Below are 18,229 nucleotides of genomic sequence, written 5' to 3' on the forward strand. Positions count from 1 at the left end.
CGCACGGCACGACGGCCCCTCACGAGGGTCAGATGCGGACGGCCCCGCTCCACGCCAGTGGTGCGGGGTCGTCCCCGTCTCAGCCGGCCCGTGCGGGGTCGCCCCCAGTGAGCGCCCGTGGTGCGGGGCCGTCCCCTTCGCGGCCGGCCACTCCCCCGGGCCCGCAGACGTCGGCGGCTCGTCTGACCGGAGCTCAGCGCGGGGCGACCGACGCCGTGACGGTGAACTTCGCCGTCCGCGTCACCTGCCGCGTGGGTCCGACCATGCGCTCGAGCACCGGGCGGTACCGGAGGTGCGAGTTCCACACCGTCCAGAGTTCCCCACCCGGACGCAACACCGAGGCCGCGTTCCGGAACATCGCCTCGGCGGCGTCCGTCGAGACGGTCGTGTCCGCGTGGAAGGGCGGGTTGCACAGCACCAGGTCGGCGCTGTCCTCGTCGAGTTCGTCGCCGGCGTCGCTCCGCACGGTACGGACGCGGTCGCCGACGCCGTTGACGTCGGCGGTGAGACGCGTCGAGGCGATCGCCGCCGCGGAGACGTCCGTCGCCACCACGCGCACGCGTGGGCGGGAGCGCGCGACGACGGTCGCGACCACCCCGTTGCCGCACCCGAGGTCGACGACGACCCGGGCCTCCGGCATGGCCGCCTCGGCGGCCTCAAGCAGGACCCGCGTCCCGATGTCGAGCGACGTGCCCGCGAACACGCCGCCGTGGGCGGCGATGGTGATGTCGAGCTCGTCCTGACGTACCTGACGCGGCCACGGATCGGTCACCGCGGCGCGTTCGGCGGCGGCGCGGAGCGGGTCCGACGCGATGAGCAGGCGGGACTTGCCGCGCCCACGGCTCGCGACGACCTCGCCGAACGACCGCCGGAGCACGTCGTTCTGGGTCAGGGTCATGTACTTCGTGCGTCCACCGCAGAGCAGCACGACGTCCGGCGCGGCGAAGCGGGCGACCGCGCGTGCGACCTCGTCCAGGCGGTCGTGCGACTTGCTGAGCCGGAGGACGACGAGTCGGGCGTCACGGAACGCCTCCTCGAAGCCCTCCGGGTGGTGGAACCCGCGACGGCCGAACGTGCCGGCGCTGGCCTCCAATGCTCGCTCACCGACGAGCGAGTCCTGGACCACACGGACATCCGACGCTCCGTGCAGGGCGAGCACTCCGAGGGTGAGCACCCCGTACCGGTCGTCCACCACCGTGACGGCGCCCGGGTGCCGCAGGGCGTCGCCGTGCACGTGCGGAGCCTCATCGAGGAGGAACCGGTCGGTCCCGTCGATCGCGATGAGGTCCGGGCCCTGCTCGCGGGCGTGGCGCCGGAAGTGGTCGGCGAAGTCGAAGGACGGCACGGACCGAGAGTAGCCGCGGTGCACTGGCAGTCCCGGTCCCGAGTCACCACTGACCGCCACAGGTGAGCGATATACCACACGCGACAGCGTCGGGCTCGGGTCGTACGCTCGGGAACGCGCCCGGACCGCCCGGGCTCCGCGGCACTGCGGGAGGGGCCCATGTTCGCAGCGCAACCCACCCCCGGCACGAGGACCCTGCTCCGGGACGTCGCTCGTGACCGCCTGCGGTCGGAGATCATCAGCGGGCGGTTGCGCCCGGGCCAACGCCTCGACGACGACGAACTCGCCGCCCGGCTCGGATGCTCCCGGACGCCGGTGCGCGAGGCCCTCGCAGACCTCGATCGGCTCGGCCTCGTCGAGCTCCGCGCCAACCGGTACACCCGGGTCGCGCAGCCACGGGACGAGGACGTCCTGCCCGCGCTCCAGGCGCTGGGCCTCCTGTTCGGCGGTGTCGTGCGTACGGCCGTTCCCACGTTGCGTGACCGCACACGCGCCTCCCTCTTCCGGCGCCTCGGCATCCTGCTCGACTGCATGCAGGAGCCGGGCTGGATGGCCACTGCGGCGGCCGCGACCCCGGTCTACCGGACGTTCATCAACGAGTGCGGGAACCCGATGCTCTCGGCGGCACTCGGGGGCACGCTGGACGGCCTGACCTTCCGCCTGCGGAACGACCGACTCCACGAGACCTTGCCGTGGGAACACATCCGCAACGGTGTCGTGGCGCTGCGGATCGCGGTGGACGGCCGCGACGGACGACTGGCCGAGCGTGCGACCTGGGCGGTGCACCTCCTGCCGGATCCAGACCGCGCAGACACACGGGTCTTCGACGACGACGACCCGGTACGAGGACGCACGGGGCGCTGACGTGTGCCAGGAGTGCATCCGTCAGGTCATCCGCACCGTCCGGGCTCATCGCGTGGTGAGCGACCGATGCACCCCGTCCTCCGAGCGGCCGGATCCGGTCCGGTCCTGCAGCTCGGCACCGAGCACGCAGCGCGCGCTCTCGGATCCGCCACCGGGGACCTGACGAGCAGCGTCACACCACTCGGCGGCGAGCGCACAGAGTGGCGCGAGCCCAGTCGACCGGGCCGCCCCTCACTGTGTCGGCACGACGCCGAGCCAGCGGGGTCGCCGGGAACGGGGCGGGTCCCGTCGGACCCGCCCCGTTCCGTTCATTCGTCGTCGACGATGACCCGGACGCTCGAGTTCGTCGTGTTGGCACCCTTCGAGGTCGCCGTCGCGACGACGACGTGCTCACCGACACCCAGCGCGGGCGTGGTGACCGCCCAGCGTCCCTCCGCGCCGACGTCGACGCGGCCGAGACCGTCCGGAGCTCCGCCGCGCTCGCCCACCCGCACGACGCTTCCGGGCTCGGCGACACCGACGATCCGCACCCTCGAGAAGACCGGGTTGGTGTGGTAGCCGTCACCCGGGGAGGAGATCCGGACCGCCGTGCCGTAATCGAGGTCGACGCCGACGGCGTCTGTGTCCTCGCCCTGCACGCGTTGCACGGCGCGGACCGCGAGCACGCCTCCGCGGTCGGGCGCCGCGACCGTGACCGACCAGGAACCGTCGAGCCCGACGGTCGTCGACGCGAGGACGCGATCACCGTCCCGGACCTCGACCTGCGCCCCGGGCTGCCCCCTGCCGGAGACGACCACCGGTTTCGTGATGTCGCCCGGGAACGTCGCCGCCGCGGTGAAGGCCTCCCCCATCACGGTGGTCGTGACCGTGGCGGTGGTGTCGAACGACCCGGCCGCGACCGACCCGGTGAGGGCTCCCGTCAGCGCACCCGTCGTGCTCGTGATGCCCACCGGGGTCTCCACCTGCATCGCGAAGCGGAACTGCTGCCCCGCGGCGACGTCCCAGTTCCTGTTGCCGAGCGTGAACGAGTACGTGTGCCCGTCGGCGGATCGCACCCCGCTCACGAGCGAGTCCCCGCCGAACTCGCGCCAGGTCGACCCGTCGAGGTACTGCCCGCGCTGGTGGTCCTGACCGGTGGCGAACGTGGTGCCCTCGGGAGCCGTGAGCACCAGCGTGCCGGTCGGGGTGGTGAACGCCGACTGAGCGGTGTAGCGGGCGTAGACGGTGGTGCTCCCCCCGCGCTGCAGCTCCGCCGTGTCGTCGTTCCCGATGATCCGCCCCGGCTTGCTCGGCTCCGTGATCGTGACGGTCACCGAGGTCTGGTCACGGTACTGCCCGTCGACGTACTGCTGGAACACCAACGTGTTCTGTCCGACGGAGAGCCCCGTGACCGTCGTCGCCCAGGTCCCCGTCCCGGCATCGCTCGCCGTCGCGACCTGTCGCCCGTTCAGGCGGATGCTCGCCTTCCCGGACGCTGTCCCCGTGATGTACGCGCTCCGGCCGGCATCGCTCTGGGATGCCACCTCCGCGGTGATCGGTCGCTTCGGGTACGGCCGCGTGACCGGTGTCCCGTTCACCTTCGCCGAGTTCGCGCACCAGAGCGCGCATGCGTACGTCCAGAACTGCGGTGTCCTGGTCTCCCCGTACCGCCAGCCGGCGAAGGTCGCGGTCGATGTGCCACCGTCCCAGTGGTAGTCACCCCCGACGTTGCCCACGTGGATCTGGCAGGTACTGTCGAACAAACCGCAATGCGGCTGTCCGGTCACCTGGTAGGTCCGGTCGTCGACCGGGATGAGGCCGACGCCGGTCGGTTTGTTCGCGATCGTCCTCGTCGAGCCGGGCGGCGCCTCCGGCGCAGCCGCTGCCGCCGCCGGCCCAGCACCCATCAGGGCGGAGACGATGACGGCTGTGACGGCCATCGCGATGGTCTTGATCCCCATGGATCCCCTCCTCGTGTCGTGGCTCAGGCGAGCCAGGGCACAAAGTAGAGACGATCACCTCGTGATGCACATGTGGTATTCCACTCAGCGCTGCGGTCGGTAGAGCACCACGGCGGTGTTGCGCTGCGGCCGCATGCCGGCACGCAGGGGCACCGCGGCGCCGGTCGTCGTCGCGGCGAACACCCGCGCACCCGGACGGTTGATGAGCTGGTCGGCGAGTGCGCGTTCGAGCTCCCGGACACGGGTGCGCAGCTGCGCGTTCTCGTTCTCGAGGTCGAGCACCCGCCGGATCCCCTCGAGGGACACGCCCTCGGACCCGAGCCGCGCGATCTCGCGGAGCTGGGTGATGTCGCGCATCGAGTACCGCCGCGACCCGCCACGGGTGCGCCCGGGCACGACGAGGCCGAGCCGGTCGTACTGCCGCAGGGTCTGCGGGTGCATCTCGGCGAGTTCCGCCGCGACCGCGATCGCGAAGACGGGCGAGTTCTCGTCCATCTCGGTCATCGAGCGCTCCTTCCGTCGTGCGTGTGGGACCAGTCTGTGCCCGCACCACCGGTCCCGACGGGACACGCCAGCGGCGCGCCGCCCGTGCTGGCCTGGAGGCTCGGCGCCGGTCCCTGACGGAGCCGCGACGAGCCTCCAGGCCGGTCGTGCAGTGCGGTTCGGTGCGCGGCTAGCCGCGCGCCTTCGCGAGGAGGTCCTCGCGGGGGTCCTCGTCCGGCAGGGCGTCCGCGAGGGCGTCGAGCGCTGCGCGGGCCTTGTCGGAGAGGTGGGACGGGACGGCGACCTGGACGGTGGCGAGCAGGTCACCGGTGCCGTTCTTGCCCGGGACGCCCCGGCCCTTGACCCGGAGGACCCGGCCCGAGGGCGTCCCCGGGGCGACCCGCAGCTTGACGGGTTCGCCGCCGAGTGTGGGCACCTGGATCGTGGCGCCGAGCGCCGCCTCGACGAACGTCACGGGGACGTCCACGCGGAGGTTCTGCCCGTCGCGCTCGAACACCGGGTGCTTGCGGACGGAGACGGTGACCACCAGGTCGCCGGCCTCGCCGCCGTCGGGGCTCTGTTCGCCTCGACCACGCAGCCGGATCTTCTGGCCGTCGGCGACGCCCGCGGGGATGCGGACGTTGACCGGTCGGCCGTTGCCCTGCGCGAGCTTGACGGTGTCGCCGGCGATCGCGGTGGCGAAGTCGAGCGTGGTCGTCGCGGTGACGTCACGCCCCTTCGTCGGTCCGCCGAAGCCGCGGAAGCCGCCGGAGTTCTGGCCGAAACCGCCCCCGCCGAACATGCCGCCGAGGATGTCTTCGAACCCGCCCGCACCGCCGGCACCGCCCTGGCCGAACCGGACGCGCTGTCCGCCGCCGCCTCCGCCGAACATGCCGCCGAACACGTCCTCGAAGCCGCCCTGGCCGCCCGCACCACCCGAGGTGAAGCGAGCGCCGGAGCCCATCGCGCGGACCTGGTCGTACTCCTTGCGCTGCTCCTTGTCGGAGAGCACCGAGTACGCCTCGCTGATCTCCTTGAACTTCGACTCGGCAGCAGCGTCACCCGGGTTGGAGTCCGGGTGGTACTGCCGCGCGAGCTTCCGGTACGTCTTCTTCAGGTCAGCCTCGGAGGCGTCCTTCGACACCCCGAGCACTGCGTAGAAGTCCTTGTCGAACCAGTCCTGACTGGCCACGGCTCACCTCCCTTCCACCGTCGCCGACCCTCAGGCCGGCACCGCCACGGCGACCTTGGCCGCACGGAGCACGCGGTCACCGAGCTTGTAGCCCGGCTCCACGACGTCCGCCACGGTCTGGCCGGTCGCTCCCGGCGTGGGCAGCTGGACGATCGCCTCGTGCACGTTGGGGTCGAAGGTCTCGCCCTTCTCGCCGATCTGCACGAGCTTGAACTTGTCGAACCCGCTGCGGAGCTTCTGGGCGATGACCTGCATCGGTCCCTCGGCGAGGTCGCCGTGGGACTCGGCGCGGTTCAGGTCGTCGAGGGCCGGGAGCAGTGCACGAACGACCTCGGCGATGACGGCTTCGCGGTTGGCGTCCCGGTCACGCTCGACGCGCTTCCGGAAGTTCACGAGCTCGGCCTGGGCGCGGAGCATGTCCGTCCGCATCTCGCCGACGAGGTCGCGGTCGGACGGCGAGAGCCGGTCCTCGGCGATGCCGGTCGCTGCGTCGGCCAGGAGCGCCTCGTCCTCGGGGCTCAGGTCGTTCGCCGGCGGGGCGTCCGTCGACACCTCGACGTCCGGACCCTCGGCCTCGATGAGGTCCTCGGTGCCGTCGACGTCAGCCGTCGCGCCGTCCTCGGAGCCCTCGGCCGGGTTGCCCTGCGCCCGTCCGCCCTGTGCCTGGCCGCCCTGTGCCTGCCCACCCTGGGGGGCGGACCCGGCGGGCCCGGCGGAACCATCCGCCGGGCCGGACCCGGTCTGCCCACCGTCAGCCGAGCCTCCAGGCAGGTCGGCGCCGTCGTGCTGCGGGTCCTGCGGGTTCTCGTTGCTGGTGGTCATGTGTCCTACTTCTTGTCGTTGTCGTCGTCGTCCACGACCTCGGCGTCGACGATGTCCTCGTCGTCACCGGTGGTCTGGCCCTCGGCACCGGCGCCCGCACCCGCATCACCGGCGGCGTCGGCTGCCTGGCTCTGCGCGTAGATCGCCTGTCCGAGCTTGCCCTGCGACTCGTTGAGCTTGTCGAACGCGGTCTTCACGGCCTCGTCGTCGTCACCCGCGAGCGCGGACTTGAGGCCGTCGACGTCGCCCTGGACCTCGGACTTGACGTCCGCGGGGAGCTTGTCGTCGTTCTCCTTGATGAGCTTCTCGATCGAGTAGACGAGCTGCTCGGCCTGGTTGCGACGCTCGCTCGCCTCACGGCGGGCCTTGTCCTCGGCCGCGTGCTCCTCGGCCTCGCGGACCATGCGCTCGATGTCCTCCTTCGGCAGCGACGAGCCGCCGGAGATGACCATCGACTGCTCCTTGCCGGTGCCCTTGTCCTTCGCGGACACGTGCACGATGCCGTTGGCGTCGATGTCGAACGTGACCTCGATCTGCGGGATGCCCGCCGGGGCCGGCGCGATGCCGGTCAGCTCGAAGGTGCCGAGCGGCTTGTTGTCGCGGGTGAACTCGCGCTCACCCTGGAAGACCTGGATTGCGACCGACGGCTGGTTCGAGTCGGCGGTCGTGAAGGTCTCGCTGCGCTTGGTCGGGATCGCGGTGTTGCGGTCGATGAGCTTCGTCATCAGGCCGCCCTTGGTCTCGATGCCGAGCGAGAGCGGCGTGACGTCGATGAGCAGGACGTCCTTGCGCTCACCCTTCAGGACACCGGCCTGGAGCGCGGCACCGACGGCGACGACCTCGTCCGGGTTGACGCCCTGGTTCGGCGACTTGCCACCGGTCAGCGACCTGACGACCTCGGCCACGGCGGGCATGCGGGTCGAGCCACCGACGAGGACGACGTGCGCGATGTCGTTGACCGACACGCCCGCTTCCTTGATGACGTCGTTGAACGGCTTCTTCGTGCGGTCGAGCAGGTCCGAGGTCATCTGCTCGAACTGGGCGCGCGAGATGGTCTCGTCGAGGTTGAGCGGGCCGTCGGCGGTGAGCGTCAGGTACGGGAGCTGGATGCTCGCGCTGAGCTGGCTCGACAGCTCCTTCTTCGCCTGCTCGGCGGCCTCCTTGAGGCGCTGCTTCGCGATCTTGTCGGTCGACAGGTCGACGCCGTGCTCGTCCTTGAACTTCTTGACGAGGTGGTCGACGATGCGCTGGTCCCAGTCGTCGCCGCCGAGGCGGTTGTCACCCGAGGTGGCGCGGACCTGGATCGTGGAGAAGTCCTCGTCCTTGCCCACCTCGAGCAGGGAGACGTCGAACGTGCCGCCACCGAGGTCGAAGACCAGGATGAGTTCGTCTTCCTTGCCCTTGTCGAGGCCGTACGCGAGCGCCGCGGCGGTCGGCTCGTTGATGATGCGGAGGACGTTGAGGCCGGCGATCTCACCGGCGTCCTTCGTGGCCTGGCGCTCGGCGTCGTTGAAGTACGCCGGGACGGTGATGACCGCGTCGGTGACGTCCTCACCGAGGTACTGCTCAGCGTCGCGCTTGAGCTTGCCGAGGGTACGGGCCGAGATCTCCTGCGGCGTGTAGCTCTTGCCGTCGATGTCGACCTTCCAGTCGGTACCGATGTGGCGCTTCACGCTCGCGATGGTGCGGTCGACGTTGGTGACGGCCTGGCGCTTCGCGGTCTCGCCGACGAGCACCTCGCCGTCCTTCGTGAACGCCACGATCGAGGGCGTCGTGCGGAGCCCCTCGGCATTGGCGATGACGGTGGGCTCGCCGCCTTCGAGTACGGAGACGACGGAGTTGGTGGTTCCGAGGTCGATGCCTACTGCACGTCCCATGTGTTGACTCCTCGTGTTGGGGTAAGGGGTTGGACTTGCGTCCGATGGGCTCAAGTTTACTCGGGATGGGAGGCGCGTCAAGTCGGGGGTGCAGAAGTTGCGTCGGGTGGGCGCAGCTTGGTGCGTATGCATCGCACTCGGGAGGCTCTCGGTCTCTCCATGCGATATTTCACATGTCCATGTTGGAGCCGTGTGCTAGCACGGCACGCATCGAAAGACATCTCCTCACACATGAAGAAGACACTTCGAGCAGTCGGAGCCGCTGGGCTCGCTGCTGCCACCATCGTCAGCGGGCTGAGTTTCGGGTCCGCCGCTCAAGCAGCACAACCGCCCGGGAATGCCGAGATTACGGGAAAGTTCGTGACCAAGAACACGAGCAGCTCTTACTACACCGTCACCTCAGTGGCGAAGGGCAAGACGCTGAAATCGACGGAGTATCGCACGGCGAACGCGGCGGCGGCAGCGTCGGATATCGAATGGGTGTTCCCCAGTTTTGGTAGTGAAGGCTCCGTCCGACCCCGCGGGTCCTCGCTCTGTGTCACAGATAAGAGCGGCGTCATTCAACTCGTGATGGAAGAATGTTCCGGCGCGCTCAGCCAAAAGTTCGCCTGGACGAAGCAAGTCGATGAGAGGTACACGGGCCCTGGCTTCGTGTTGAGGACCGTCGGGCGAGACGCATCAATCGGCGGAGGATGGGACTCCGGTTTCACCGCTCACTCATACTCCAGCGGCATCCCGTCGGGAGCTACGGACACTTTCCCGTTCGTGGACAATTACCAGCCAAATTTTAGCGCCGAGGCGTCTCAGGTTGACGCTATCGGCGGCACGGCGACCGTGTCAGGGTGGGCTCCGACCGACGCGACGAGCGTCCGAGTGCAATGGACGGATGAAGCGGGCAACCAGAGGCAGAAGACCGCGTCCGTCGCCGACGGGAAGTACTCGGCGATCCTTGACGGTTTGAAGATCGGCACCACGACGGTTGAGCTGACCGCCCGGGAGGGCAGCGAGCCCATCGCGACGACGACCGTGGACGTGAAGCTCGAGGTCGCACCGGTCTCCGCGACGGCGACGTTCGCCGACGACGTCCACACGGTCGTGCAGGTCTCCGGCACGGCACAGCCGAATGCGAAGGTCACGATCCGGCACGGTGAGGACGACCTCGTCACCGTGAAGGCGAACGCCGAGGGCAAGTGGTCCACGCCGATCAACGCACCGAACATGCCGGGCAACTACGACCTCACGGTGGGGCAGGAGATCCGCGGCCAGGACAACGGCCGCGTCAGCGTCGACATCGACTACGGCGCGGGCGTCGTGGTCACCTCGCCCGCCGAGGACCTCGTGCTCGAGCCGGGCGAGACGCTCGAGATCGAGGGCACTGCACCGGCGGGCACCGAGGTCAATGTGTACGACAAGGCCACGAATGACGTCCTCGCCTCGACCAAGGCCGCGAGGAACAACACCTGGTTCGCCTCGATCGACGAGCTCGAGGACCGCGAGTACACCCTCGTGGCCGCAGGAATCACGAAGGGCAACAACCGCACGCACTCCGACCTCAAGATCAACCCCGGCAAGAACTCAGTCGCGAAGCCGACGGCGTCGGTCGAGTTCCCGGACGACGTCACGAAGAAGGCGATCGTCAAGGGCACTGGCGTCGACGGCGGCACGATCACCGTGAAGGACGAGGACGGCGAGCGGCTCGGCTCCACCGAAGTGCAGAACGGTGCGTGGGCACTCGAGATCGAGCCGCTCGGGGCCGGCAAGCACACGCTGACCGTCGAGCAGACCGGCATCGACGACACCCAGACCATCACGACCGAGGCCGACTTCGGCGCCGCAGTGTCGCTGGACGCTCCGACGACGTTCACCGACGGGAAGATGACCGTCACCGGGAAGTCCTCCAAGGGTGCGCAGGTCGCGATCACGACCGGCGGGAAGCAGGTCGACTCGTTCGCGGTGACGAACGCCGACGGGTCGTTCAGTCGTGACCTCTCCGGCCTCGGCTCGGGCAAGATCCAGCTGCAGGCAACCGCGAAGTCGAAGGGCGCCCTGACGACCGCCACGACGGCCAGCTCGACCGCGCCGATCACGGCGGAGTCGATCCAGATCAGCTCGCACGTCAAGAACGGCACGTTCATGCCCGGCGAACAGCTCTTCACCGGCCGTGGCACCGTCGGCGCGACGGTCACGTTGAACGTGCACGGCTTCTCCCCCGCGACCGCTGCGCAGGACCTGACGACCACGGTCGACCAGTTCGGTGAGTGGAGCATCAAGCGGGGCCTGGCGAACACCACCTACCCCCTGTTCTCGGTGAAGCAGACCCGACAGGACGGCGTCACCAACGAGCTCCTGAACTGGAACCTCCGCCCTTACGACGGCATCGGCGCACCGGGCGACCTGCAGCTGACCAACTTCAAGGACGGCGACTTCTTCAACCCCGGTGACCAGACCTTCGCGGGCAAGGCGACTCCGGGCGCGACGATCGTGTTCAACCCGTTCGGCCTCGACAACCCCGCCGTCGAGCAGTACGACATCACGACCAAGGCGGACAGCAAGACCGGTGACTGGACCATCCGCCGCGGTCTGGCGGACACCAACTACGACCGGATCGGCATCCGTCAGGAGCCCGCCGCCGAGGGCAAGGTCAACCAGATCGACAACATCCGCGTCGCGCCCTACGGCTGGGTCGGCGCCCCGGCCGACCTGACGGTCACCAGCCACGCGGGCGGCACCTTCACCCCCGGGAACCAGACCTTCACCGGAACCGCGACACCCGGCACGAAGGTCACGCTCTACGCCTGGGGCGACAACCCCGTCAACCCCGCGACGGGCATCGCGAACGCCCGTGGCAAGTGGACCATCAACCGGATCCTCAACACCCCTCCGACGAACTACAACATCAAGATCGTCCAGGAGAACGCGGGCTCCAGAGTCGACACCGTCTACCTGCCCCTGACCCTCAAGCAGTGACACCACGCGGGGCCGGCGGACGCCCTGTCCGACCGGCCCCGCCAACGCTTCCCCGCCCCCACCGGAATCCGCCCCGAAGGACAGATCATGCAGACCCGCAGCATCGCTGCCGCACTCCTGGCCGCCAGCGCCACCACGCTCCTGCTGACCGGCTGCACGCAGCAGTCAACCGGCCACACCGCGACCAAGCCGTCCTCATCACCATCGGCGACCATGCGCGACCCCGGCGCCGCAGCGCCGTACGAGAACGCCTGCGACGGCAAGCAGGCCGTGATCAGCGGCGACGGCGCCCCGCATCGGATCGAGGACTGCGATGCCGTCGCCGTCGTGGCCAAGGGAAGCAAGGTCCGCATCGGTGACACGAAGTCGATGGTCGTGGAGGGCAGCAACAACGACATCACCGTCGAGTCAGTCGAGTCGGTCATGTTGCTCGGCTCGAACAACAAGGTCCATGTCGACGGCGACGCTCCCACCGTCGACGACCAAGGCCAGGGCAACAGAGTCGACTGACGAGCACTGAAGACCGCCAAGGCCGACCGGTCCCGCCCGGTCGGCCTTGGCTTTTCCTGGGTTTCGTATTTCACCTTGACATTTCGGATGCTAGGATAAGCGTCACGCCTTCAAGACAGGAGCGACATGGACCTCCCCGACATCGTCCGCACCCTCGGGCGACGATGGCCCCTCGTGCTGAGCGGACTGGCTCTCGGTACCGCCGCCAGTTGCGCGCAGCTGATGCTCTCGACGCCGACCTACGACGCGACCACTCGGCTCTACGTCACGGTCGCATCGTCCGAATCCGGCTCGACGACCGACCTCGTCCAGGGCGGGAACGCCGCCGAGCAACGCGTCCGGTCGTACGTCGACATCATCACCACGCCGCGAGTGCTGCAGCCCGCGATCGCCGAGCTCGGGCTCCACATGACCGCCCAGGACCTCGCCAGCCGGGTCCGCGCATCGTCACCGAACGAGACCGTCCTGCTCAACCTCACCGTCAACGACACGTCCGCCGCTCGTGCCGCGGCGATCGCGAACGCCATCAGCGAGAGCTTCACCGAGCTCGTGGCCGACGACCTCGAGCAGGCGAGTGCGGGAGCGACCAGTCCGGTTTCGATCCGCACGGTGCAACCGGCCCTGGTGCCGGAGGACAAGGCGACTCCGCAGCTGGCGAAGACCCTGTTCCTCGGCATCGTCGGCGGGCTCTCCGTCGGCGTCCTCGGCGCCGTGCTCCGTGAACTGCTCGACACGAAGATCCGGAGCCGTACCGAGGTCGAGTCGGTGACCGATCGACCCGTGCTCGGCACCGTGCCGAAGTGGAAGGACCTGCAGCGGACCCCGGTCTTCATCCAGGGCAACGGTCGGGGGGCCTTCGCCGAAGCCTTCCGCGCCCTCCGCACCAACCTCAGGTTCCTCGGGCAGAGCGCGACCGGCCGCGTCTTCGTCATCACCTCGGCGAACCCCGGCGAGGGCAAGACGACCACGACCCTCAACCTCGCCGCGGCGCTGATGGAGGGTGGGGCTCGCGTGGCCGTCGTCGACTGCGACCTCCGCCGCCCGGCCGTCGCTGCCCGACTCGACCTGGAGAACAGCGTCGGGCTGACGGACGTCCTGATCGGCCGGGCCGAACTCGACGACGTGGCACAGCCGTGGGGAGCGACCGGCACGGTGCTCCCGACCGGTCCCCTCCCGCCGAATCCGGCTGACCTGCTCGCGTCCGCGGGAATGACCGAGATCCTCGCTGCGCTCGCGGTCGCGAACGACTACGTCATCGTCGACACCCCGCCGTTGCTCCCGGTGACGGATGCAGCAGTCCTCGCGGCGGCGAGTTCCGGTGCGATCGTCGTCACCGCGGCCGGCAAGTCCCACACCCACGAACTCCGCGACGCACTCGCCGTACTCGAGCGCGCTGACGCCCACACGCTCGGCATCGCCGTCACCATGACGAAGACCCCGCACCAGCAGTACGGCTACGGCTACCTCGGCGATGCCCCCGAACTCACCAAGGCCGACTTGCGCCCGGTCCGCGGCGTCCGCGTCGCGGACTGACCGGTACCGCCAAGCGGACCGCACCCGACGAGACCACGCGCACCGCGCCTCCAGGCCGGACGCAGCAGACGCAGCAGACGCAGCAGACGCACGTCATACCGACCCCAGTCGAGACAAGGACCCTCAGGACCATCATGACCACCAGCACCGACTCCCTCGTCGGATCCCGCGTCCTCGTGACGGGCGGCACCGGATCCTTCGGCAAGACCGTCACCAAGCGTCTCCTCGCTCGTGGTGTCGGCGAGGTCCGGATCCTCAGCCGCGACGAAGCGAAGCAGGACCAGCTCCGCAACGAGCTGGGCGATCCCCGTGCGCGCTTCCACCTCGGTGACGTCCGCGAACCGGAGAGCGTCCACCGTGCCGTGCGCGGTGTCGACCACGTGTTCCACGCCGCCGCGCTCAAGCAGGTGCCCTCGTGCGAGTTCTTCCCGCTCGAAGCGGTCCGCACGAACGTGCTCGGCAGTCAGAACGTGGTCGCCGCGGCGGTCTCCGCCGGTGTGCAGTCCGTCGTGTGTCTCAGCACCGACAAGGCGGTCTACCCGGTCAACGCGATGGGCCTCAGCAAGGCGCTCATGGAGAAGGTGGCGCTGTCCTTCGGCCTCAACGACCACGTCTCCGACACCACGGTGTCATGCGTGCGGTACGGCAACGTGATGTACTCGCGCGGTTCGGTCATCCCGCTCTTCGTCGGCCAGATCCGCCGCGGGCAACAGCTCACCATCACGAACCCCGAGATGACCCGGTTCATGATGTCGCTCGAGGACAGTGTCGACCTCGTTGAGCACGCGTTCGTGCACGCCGACCAGGGCGACCTGTTCGTGAAGAAGGCCGCGTCGTGCACGATCGGTGACCTCGCCCGGGCGCTGGCGAACCTGTTCGGGGTGACCGGCGACCCGTTCCGCGTGATCGGCACCCGCCACGCCGAGAAGCTGTCCGAGGCGTTGGCGAGCCGGGAGGAACTCTCCCGCGCGCAGGACATGGGCGAGTACTTCCGCATCCCGGCAGACGTCCGCGACCTCAACTACTCGGCGTACGTGGAGGAGGGCGACCCCACGCAGACCGACCGCCTCGCTTACGACTCACACAGTGTCGAACGCCTCGACGTGTGCGGCGTCGAGGACCTGCTGCTCTCGCTGCCCGAGATCCGCGCTGAGCTGGCTGCCGCGGGACGGCGCGTCATGGAGATCGCAGCGTGATCGCCATCAGTGGCCGCGGCGGGCTGGTCGGTTGGCACCTCCGCACCGTGCTGTACAGCGAGGGGCGGTCATGGCAGGACGTCGACCTGCGCCAGACGGTAGCCACGACGACCGACCTCGCCGATGTCGAGACCGCCATCCACGTCGCAGGCATCTCGCGTGGATCCGACCACGATGTCCGCGAAGGCAACGTCGAACTCGCTCGCCGGTTCGTGGCGGCCCTCGACGCAGGCGGTGCGCGTCCGCGTCGAGTCGTGTACGCGGACACTGGTATGCGGGGGACCAGCCCGTACACCGAGGGCAAGGCCCGGGCGCGCGAGGTCCTGTCGGCGGCAGCGGCACGGTGGGGAGCGGACTTCGTCGACGTCGTCATCCAGAACGTCTTCGGGGAGCACGGCACTCCCTACCACAACGGCGTCGCGCTGACCTTCTGCCACCGCATCGCGCGAGGCGAGCAACCGTCCGTCGACTCAGACGACGTCCGGACGTTCGTGCACGCGCAGGACGTCGCCGAAGCCCTCGCGGGCATGATCGACCAGGCCGAGCTCGACCGCCGCGGCACCAGGATGACGGTCCCCGAGCTCGCCGGGCGGATCACCGCGCTCGCCGACGTGTACCGCCGCGGGGAGATCCCTGCCTTCGAGAGCAGGTTCGACCGCGACCTCTTCAACACCTACCGTTCGTACGCGTTCGCGGTGTCTCCGGTGCATCGGTTGACCTCAGCGATGGACGAGCGTGGGGCGTTCACCGAGCTGGTGCGTGCTCACGGCAGCGCGGGACAGACCGGCATCTCGACGACGCTGCCCGGGATCACCCGCGGCGACCACTTCCACCGCCGCAAGATCGAACGCTTCGTCGTGGTCCAGGGCGAAGCACGCATCGTGCTCCGCCGGGTCCTGACCGACGAGCGCCAGGTCATCGACGTGACAGGCGAGCAGCCCGTAGCGGTGGACATACCGACGCTGTGGGCGCACGCGATCACGAACACCGGAGCTTCCCCGCTCGTCACGGCGTTCTGGACGAACGAGCTCTTCGACCCCGCACGCCCCGACACCCACCAGGAAACCGCATGAGCACGCAACCCGAAGGGCGCATGACGAAGGTCGTGACCGTCGTCGGCACACGCCCGGAGATCATCCGCTTGTCCGAGGTCATCCACCTGCTCGAGGCGACGTGTGACCACGTCCTGGTCCACACCGGACAGAACCACGACCGGCAACTCAGCGACGTCTTCTTCGACGACCTCGGCCTCCGACTTCCCGACCACCACCTGTCGATCGACACGTCCTCGCTCGGCGCGGTGCTCGGCGACGTCCTGCGCGAGACCGAGCGGATCCTGCGCCTCGAGCGCCCCGACGCGGTACTGGTCCTCGGTGACACGAACAGTGCGATCGCAGCCCTGATGGCGAAGCGGATGCGCATCCCGGTGTTCCACATGGAGGCCGGCAACCGGTCCTTCGACGAGAACGTCCCGGAGGAGACCAACCGGCGGATGGTCGACCACGTGGCCGACTACAACCTCGTCTACACCGAGCACGCACGCCGGAACCTGCTGGCGGAGGGGATCCACCCGTCGCGCATCGTCCTGACCGGCTCTCCGCTCCACCAGGTCCTCGCCGCGCACCGTGCCGCGATCATGAGCAGCGACGTCCTGGCCCGGTTGTCCCTCACCATCGATGAGTACGTCCTGGTCAGCGCGCACCGCGAGGAGAACGTCGACGACCCCGACCGCCTCATCACGTTGCTCGAGGCCGTCCAGGCAGTCGGCGACGAGCACGACCTACCGGTCCTGATGTCGACGCACCCGCGGACCCGCCGGTCCCTCACGGACATCGACGCCGAGCGGTACCCGCGTGTGCTGATGCACGAGCCCTTCGGGTTCCACGACTACAACGCACTGCAGCGTTCCGCCTTCGTGGTGCTCTCCGACTCCGGCACGATCAGCGAGGAGTCGGTCATGCTCGGCTTCCCCGCCGTCACACTGCGCGACCGCATCGAACGTCCGGAGGCGATCGACACCGGGTCCGTGGTGACCGCGGGTGTCACCGCTCGCGCGGTGACCGAGGCGGTCCGGTTCGCGCGCGCGACAGCGAGTGCCGACCGGTCGGGAGGCCCGGCTGAGTACGCCGTGGCGGACACAGCCCGGCGGGTGGTCGCCTTCATCCTCGGCACGGCGCACGCGCATCACGCGAACGCCGGGATCCGGCGGAAGGCGTGAGCAGCGCGGGCTCCACGGGCCTTCGTCTGGCGCTGCGTTTCCCCACGACCTTCGTCGTCACCGCTCCGTACGTGCTCCTCTTCCTGCCGTTGGCCGTCTGGAACGCGAATCCGCAGACCGACTTCATCCTGCAGACGTGGGGCGCCGCGGTCGCCGGGACGCTCGCCGTCGAGGGCTCGGTGGCGTTGGTGGCGTCGGCGGAGCACCGGGCAGGTCGCTCCGCCGGGTCCCCGCCCCCGAGAACGACGGCACGGTGCTGGCATGCCGGACGGGTGGCGGCGATCGCTCGTGGTGTCAGCGTCGTCGCCATCACTGCGACCTCTGCGTCGGTCCTGCTCGGCGCGGGGACGCTGCGCTCGCAGGTCGACTCGCAGCTCCCGTCCGGCGCTGCGGCCGTCCTCACGCCGTTCGTCTCGTGGACCTCCGTCGCGCTCGCGCTGCTCATCGCCGCGTACCATCTCGGCGGTCTCAGCCGCGCGGTGACACTCAGCTGGATCGGCGCACTCCTCGTCACACAGATCGGAGCGGCGTACGTCTCGACGATCACGGTCCGTGCGGCCGCCTTCGTGGTACTGCTGCTCATCCTCGCCTTCCTCACGGACCTGGTGCCTCGGTCCTGGATCGCCGCGGCCATCGCGGTGCTCGCCGTCGTCTGGCCGACCGTCTACGCGATCCGGAACCAACTGCGCGTCGCGAGCGGCATCGACGTGAGCGAGGACGTCTCCGCATCCGACCGGCTGCGCTTCGACGAGCAGATCGCGCGCGCGGCCCAGTTCGGACCGGGACACGACCTCGGACAGGCGGGGCTGGGAGAGGTGCTGCGCTACGGGCTCGTCCCACGGTTCCTCGACCCGGGTCGCGACGGGCTCTCCTCCGGGAACGTGATCAACGAGTTCCTCGGCGGAGTGTCCTTCTCGTCGTACACGTTCTTGCCGGTCGCGACCGCGTGGTTCTTCTGGGGCGCCCTCGCCGTGGTCCTGCTCTACGCCGGCTACGCCACGGTCGTGATGTCGCTCCGCCCGTGGCGTGCCATCGCCGAGCGCCCGTACGCCCTGATCGTTCTGACGCTCGTGCTGAGCGGCCCGCTCTCCTGGTTCGGGACCCCACCCGACACGTCCATCAACCTGCTGCAGACACTCGTGTCGACGCTCCCGGTGTTCTTCCTGCTCCAGCTGTGGGGACGACGAGCGCCGGCCACTCCGGACCGCCGCTCTGACCCGGCTTGCCTACCCGGCGCGGTGAGCGCCAGCAGATCGTGAAGCGGTTCCGGCGACTCGGGCGA

Annotated in this window: 14 protein-coding genes; 8 read left to right on the forward strand and 6 right to left on the reverse strand. The window is 69.4% G+C overall.

Annotation, left to right across the window (positions count from 1 at the left end; translation table 11 throughout):
• Window positions 1-193: 193 nt before the first annotated feature.
• Complete coding sequence (locus DEI95_RS09885; protein ID WP_111060182.1) at window positions 194-1,345, reverse strand: class I SAM-dependent methyltransferase; 1,152 nt, start codon at window positions 1,343-1,345, stop codon at window positions 194-196.
• Between the two features lie 159 nt (window positions 1,346-1,504).
• On the opposite strand from DEI95_RS09885, the gene DEI95_RS09890 reads away from it, so the two are divergent.
• Window positions 1,505-2,209 (forward strand): GntR family transcriptional regulator, encoded by a 705-nt coding sequence (locus tag DEI95_RS09890; protein WP_111060124.1) that lies wholly within the window; start codon window positions 1,505-1,507, stop codon window positions 2,207-2,209.
• 308 nt (window positions 2,210-2,517) lie between these two features.
• On the opposite strand, the gene DEI95_RS09895 is transcribed toward DEI95_RS09890, so the two are convergent.
• The 5 genes from DEI95_RS09895 to dnaK all read right to left on the reverse strand — a co-directional run bounded on the left by DEI95_RS09895 (window position 2,518) and on the right by dnaK (window position 8,523).
• On the reverse strand, window positions 2,518-4,149 hold the full coding sequence (locus tag DEI95_RS09895; RefSeq protein WP_111060125.1) for an Ig-like domain-containing protein: 1,632 nt from the start codon (window positions 4,147-4,149) through the stop codon (window positions 2,518-2,520).
• Between the two features lie 84 nt (window positions 4,150-4,233).
• The gene (locus tag DEI95_RS09900; protein ID WP_111060183.1) at window positions 4,234-4,644 is read right to left on the reverse strand and encodes a heat shock protein transcriptional repressor HspR; all 411 of its coding nucleotides are present in this window, start codon (window positions 4,642-4,644) and stop codon (window positions 4,234-4,236) included.
• Window positions 4,645-4,822: 178 nt separating this feature from the next.
• Entirely contained in the window at window positions 4,823-5,824 is a 1,002-nt protein-coding gene (locus tag DEI95_RS09905) for a DnaJ C-terminal domain-containing protein (RefSeq protein WP_110823343.1), read from the reverse strand.
• A 30-nt stretch (window positions 5,825-5,854) separates the two neighbouring features.
• The gene (locus tag DEI95_RS16850; RefSeq protein WP_110890679.1) at window positions 5,855-6,646 is read right to left on the reverse strand and encodes a nucleotide exchange factor GrpE; all 792 of its coding nucleotides are present in this window, start codon (window positions 6,644-6,646) and stop codon (window positions 5,855-5,857) included.
• A 5-nt stretch (window positions 6,647-6,651) separates the two neighbouring features.
• On the reverse strand, window positions 6,652-8,523 hold the full coding sequence (gene dnaK / locus DEI95_RS09915; RefSeq protein ID WP_111060126.1) for a molecular chaperone DnaK: 1,872 nt from the start codon (window positions 8,521-8,523) through the stop codon (window positions 6,652-6,654).
• 873 nt (window positions 8,524-9,396) lie between these two features.
• Here dnaK and DEI95_RS09920 point away from each other — a divergent pair.
• The 7 genes from DEI95_RS09920 (at window position 9,397) to DEI95_RS09950 (ending at window position 18,206) form a co-directional block, all read left to right on the forward strand.
• Window positions 9,397-11,490, forward strand: coding sequence for a hypothetical protein (locus DEI95_RS09920; protein ID WP_111060127.1), 2,094 nt, complete (start codon window positions 9,397-9,399; stop codon window positions 11,488-11,490).
• An 87-nt stretch (window positions 11,491-11,577) separates the two neighbouring features.
• Window positions 11,578-12,000 (forward strand): DUF3060 domain-containing protein, encoded by a 423-nt coding sequence (locus DEI95_RS09925; RefSeq protein ID WP_111060128.1) that lies wholly within the window; start codon window positions 11,578-11,580, stop codon window positions 11,998-12,000.
• 126 nt (window positions 12,001-12,126) lie between these two features.
• Complete coding sequence (locus DEI95_RS09930; RefSeq protein ID WP_111060129.1) at window positions 12,127-13,533, forward strand: polysaccharide biosynthesis tyrosine autokinase; 1,407 nt, start codon at window positions 12,127-12,129, stop codon at window positions 13,531-13,533.
• Window positions 13,534-13,667: 134 nt separating this feature from the next.
• A complete protein-coding gene (locus DEI95_RS09935) occupies window positions 13,668-14,729 on the forward strand; it encodes a polysaccharide biosynthesis protein (RefSeq protein WP_111060130.1) in 1,062 nt (353 codons plus the stop codon).
• Window positions 14,726-15,802, forward strand: a complete 1,077-nt coding sequence (locus DEI95_RS09940; RefSeq protein WP_111060131.1) for an NAD-dependent epimerase/dehydratase family protein — start codon at window positions 14,726-14,728, stop codon at window positions 15,800-15,802. The genes DEI95_RS09935 and DEI95_RS09940 overlap by 4 nt, the downstream gene beginning before the upstream one ends.
• A complete protein-coding gene (gene wecB, locus DEI95_RS09945) occupies window positions 15,799-16,947 on the forward strand; it encodes a non-hydrolyzing UDP-N-acetylglucosamine 2-epimerase (protein ID WP_258367560.1) in 1,149 nt (382 codons plus the stop codon). Before DEI95_RS09940 ends, wecB begins: the two co-directional genes overlap by 4 nt.
• Window positions 16,944-18,206 (forward strand): hypothetical protein, encoded by a 1,263-nt coding sequence (locus tag DEI95_RS09950; protein ID WP_111060133.1) that lies wholly within the window; start codon window positions 16,944-16,946, stop codon window positions 18,204-18,206. The genes wecB and DEI95_RS09950 overlap by 4 nt, the downstream gene beginning before the upstream one ends.
• Window positions 18,207-18,229 lie beyond the last annotated feature (23 nt).

Source organism: Curtobacterium sp. MCBD17_008 (assembly GCF_003234475.1).
GTDB lineage: Bacteria > Actinomycetota > Actinomycetes > Actinomycetales > Microbacteriaceae > Curtobacterium.

Bases quoted from the DNA above. Each gene is read 5' to 3' on its own strand.
- DEI95_RS09890 (WP_111060124.1), top strand. From the start codon at position 1,505: ATGTTCGCAGCGCAACCCACCCCCGGCACGAGGACCCTGCTCCGGGAC.
- DEI95_RS09895 (WP_111060125.1), bottom strand. From the start codon at position 4,149: ATGGGGATCAAGACCATCGCGATGGCCGTCACAGCCGTCATCGTCTCC.
- DEI95_RS09900 (WP_111060183.1), bottom strand. From the start codon at position 4,644: ATGGACGAGAACTCGCCCGTCTTCGCGATCGCGGTCGCGGCGGAACTC.
- DEI95_RS16850 (WP_110890679.1), bottom strand. From the start codon at position 6,646: ATGACCACCAGCAACGAGAACCCGCAGGACCCGCAGCACGACGGCGCC.
- dnaK (WP_111060126.1), bottom strand. From the start codon at position 8,523: ATGGGACGTGCAGTAGGCATCGACCTCGGAACCACCAACTCCGTCGTC.
- DEI95_RS09925 (WP_111060128.1), top strand. From the start codon at position 11,578: ATGCAGACCCGCAGCATCGCTGCCGCACTCCTGGCCGCCAGCGCCACC.
- DEI95_RS09930 (WP_111060129.1), top strand. From the start codon at position 12,127: ATGGACCTCCCCGACATCGTCCGCACCCTCGGGCGACGATGGCCCCTC.
- DEI95_RS09935 (WP_111060130.1), top strand. From the start codon at position 13,668: ATGACCACCAGCACCGACTCCCTCGTCGGATCCCGCGTCCTCGTGACG.
- wecB (WP_258367560.1), top strand. From the start codon at position 15,799: ATGAGCACGCAACCCGAAGGGCGCATGACGAAGGTCGTGACCGTCGTC.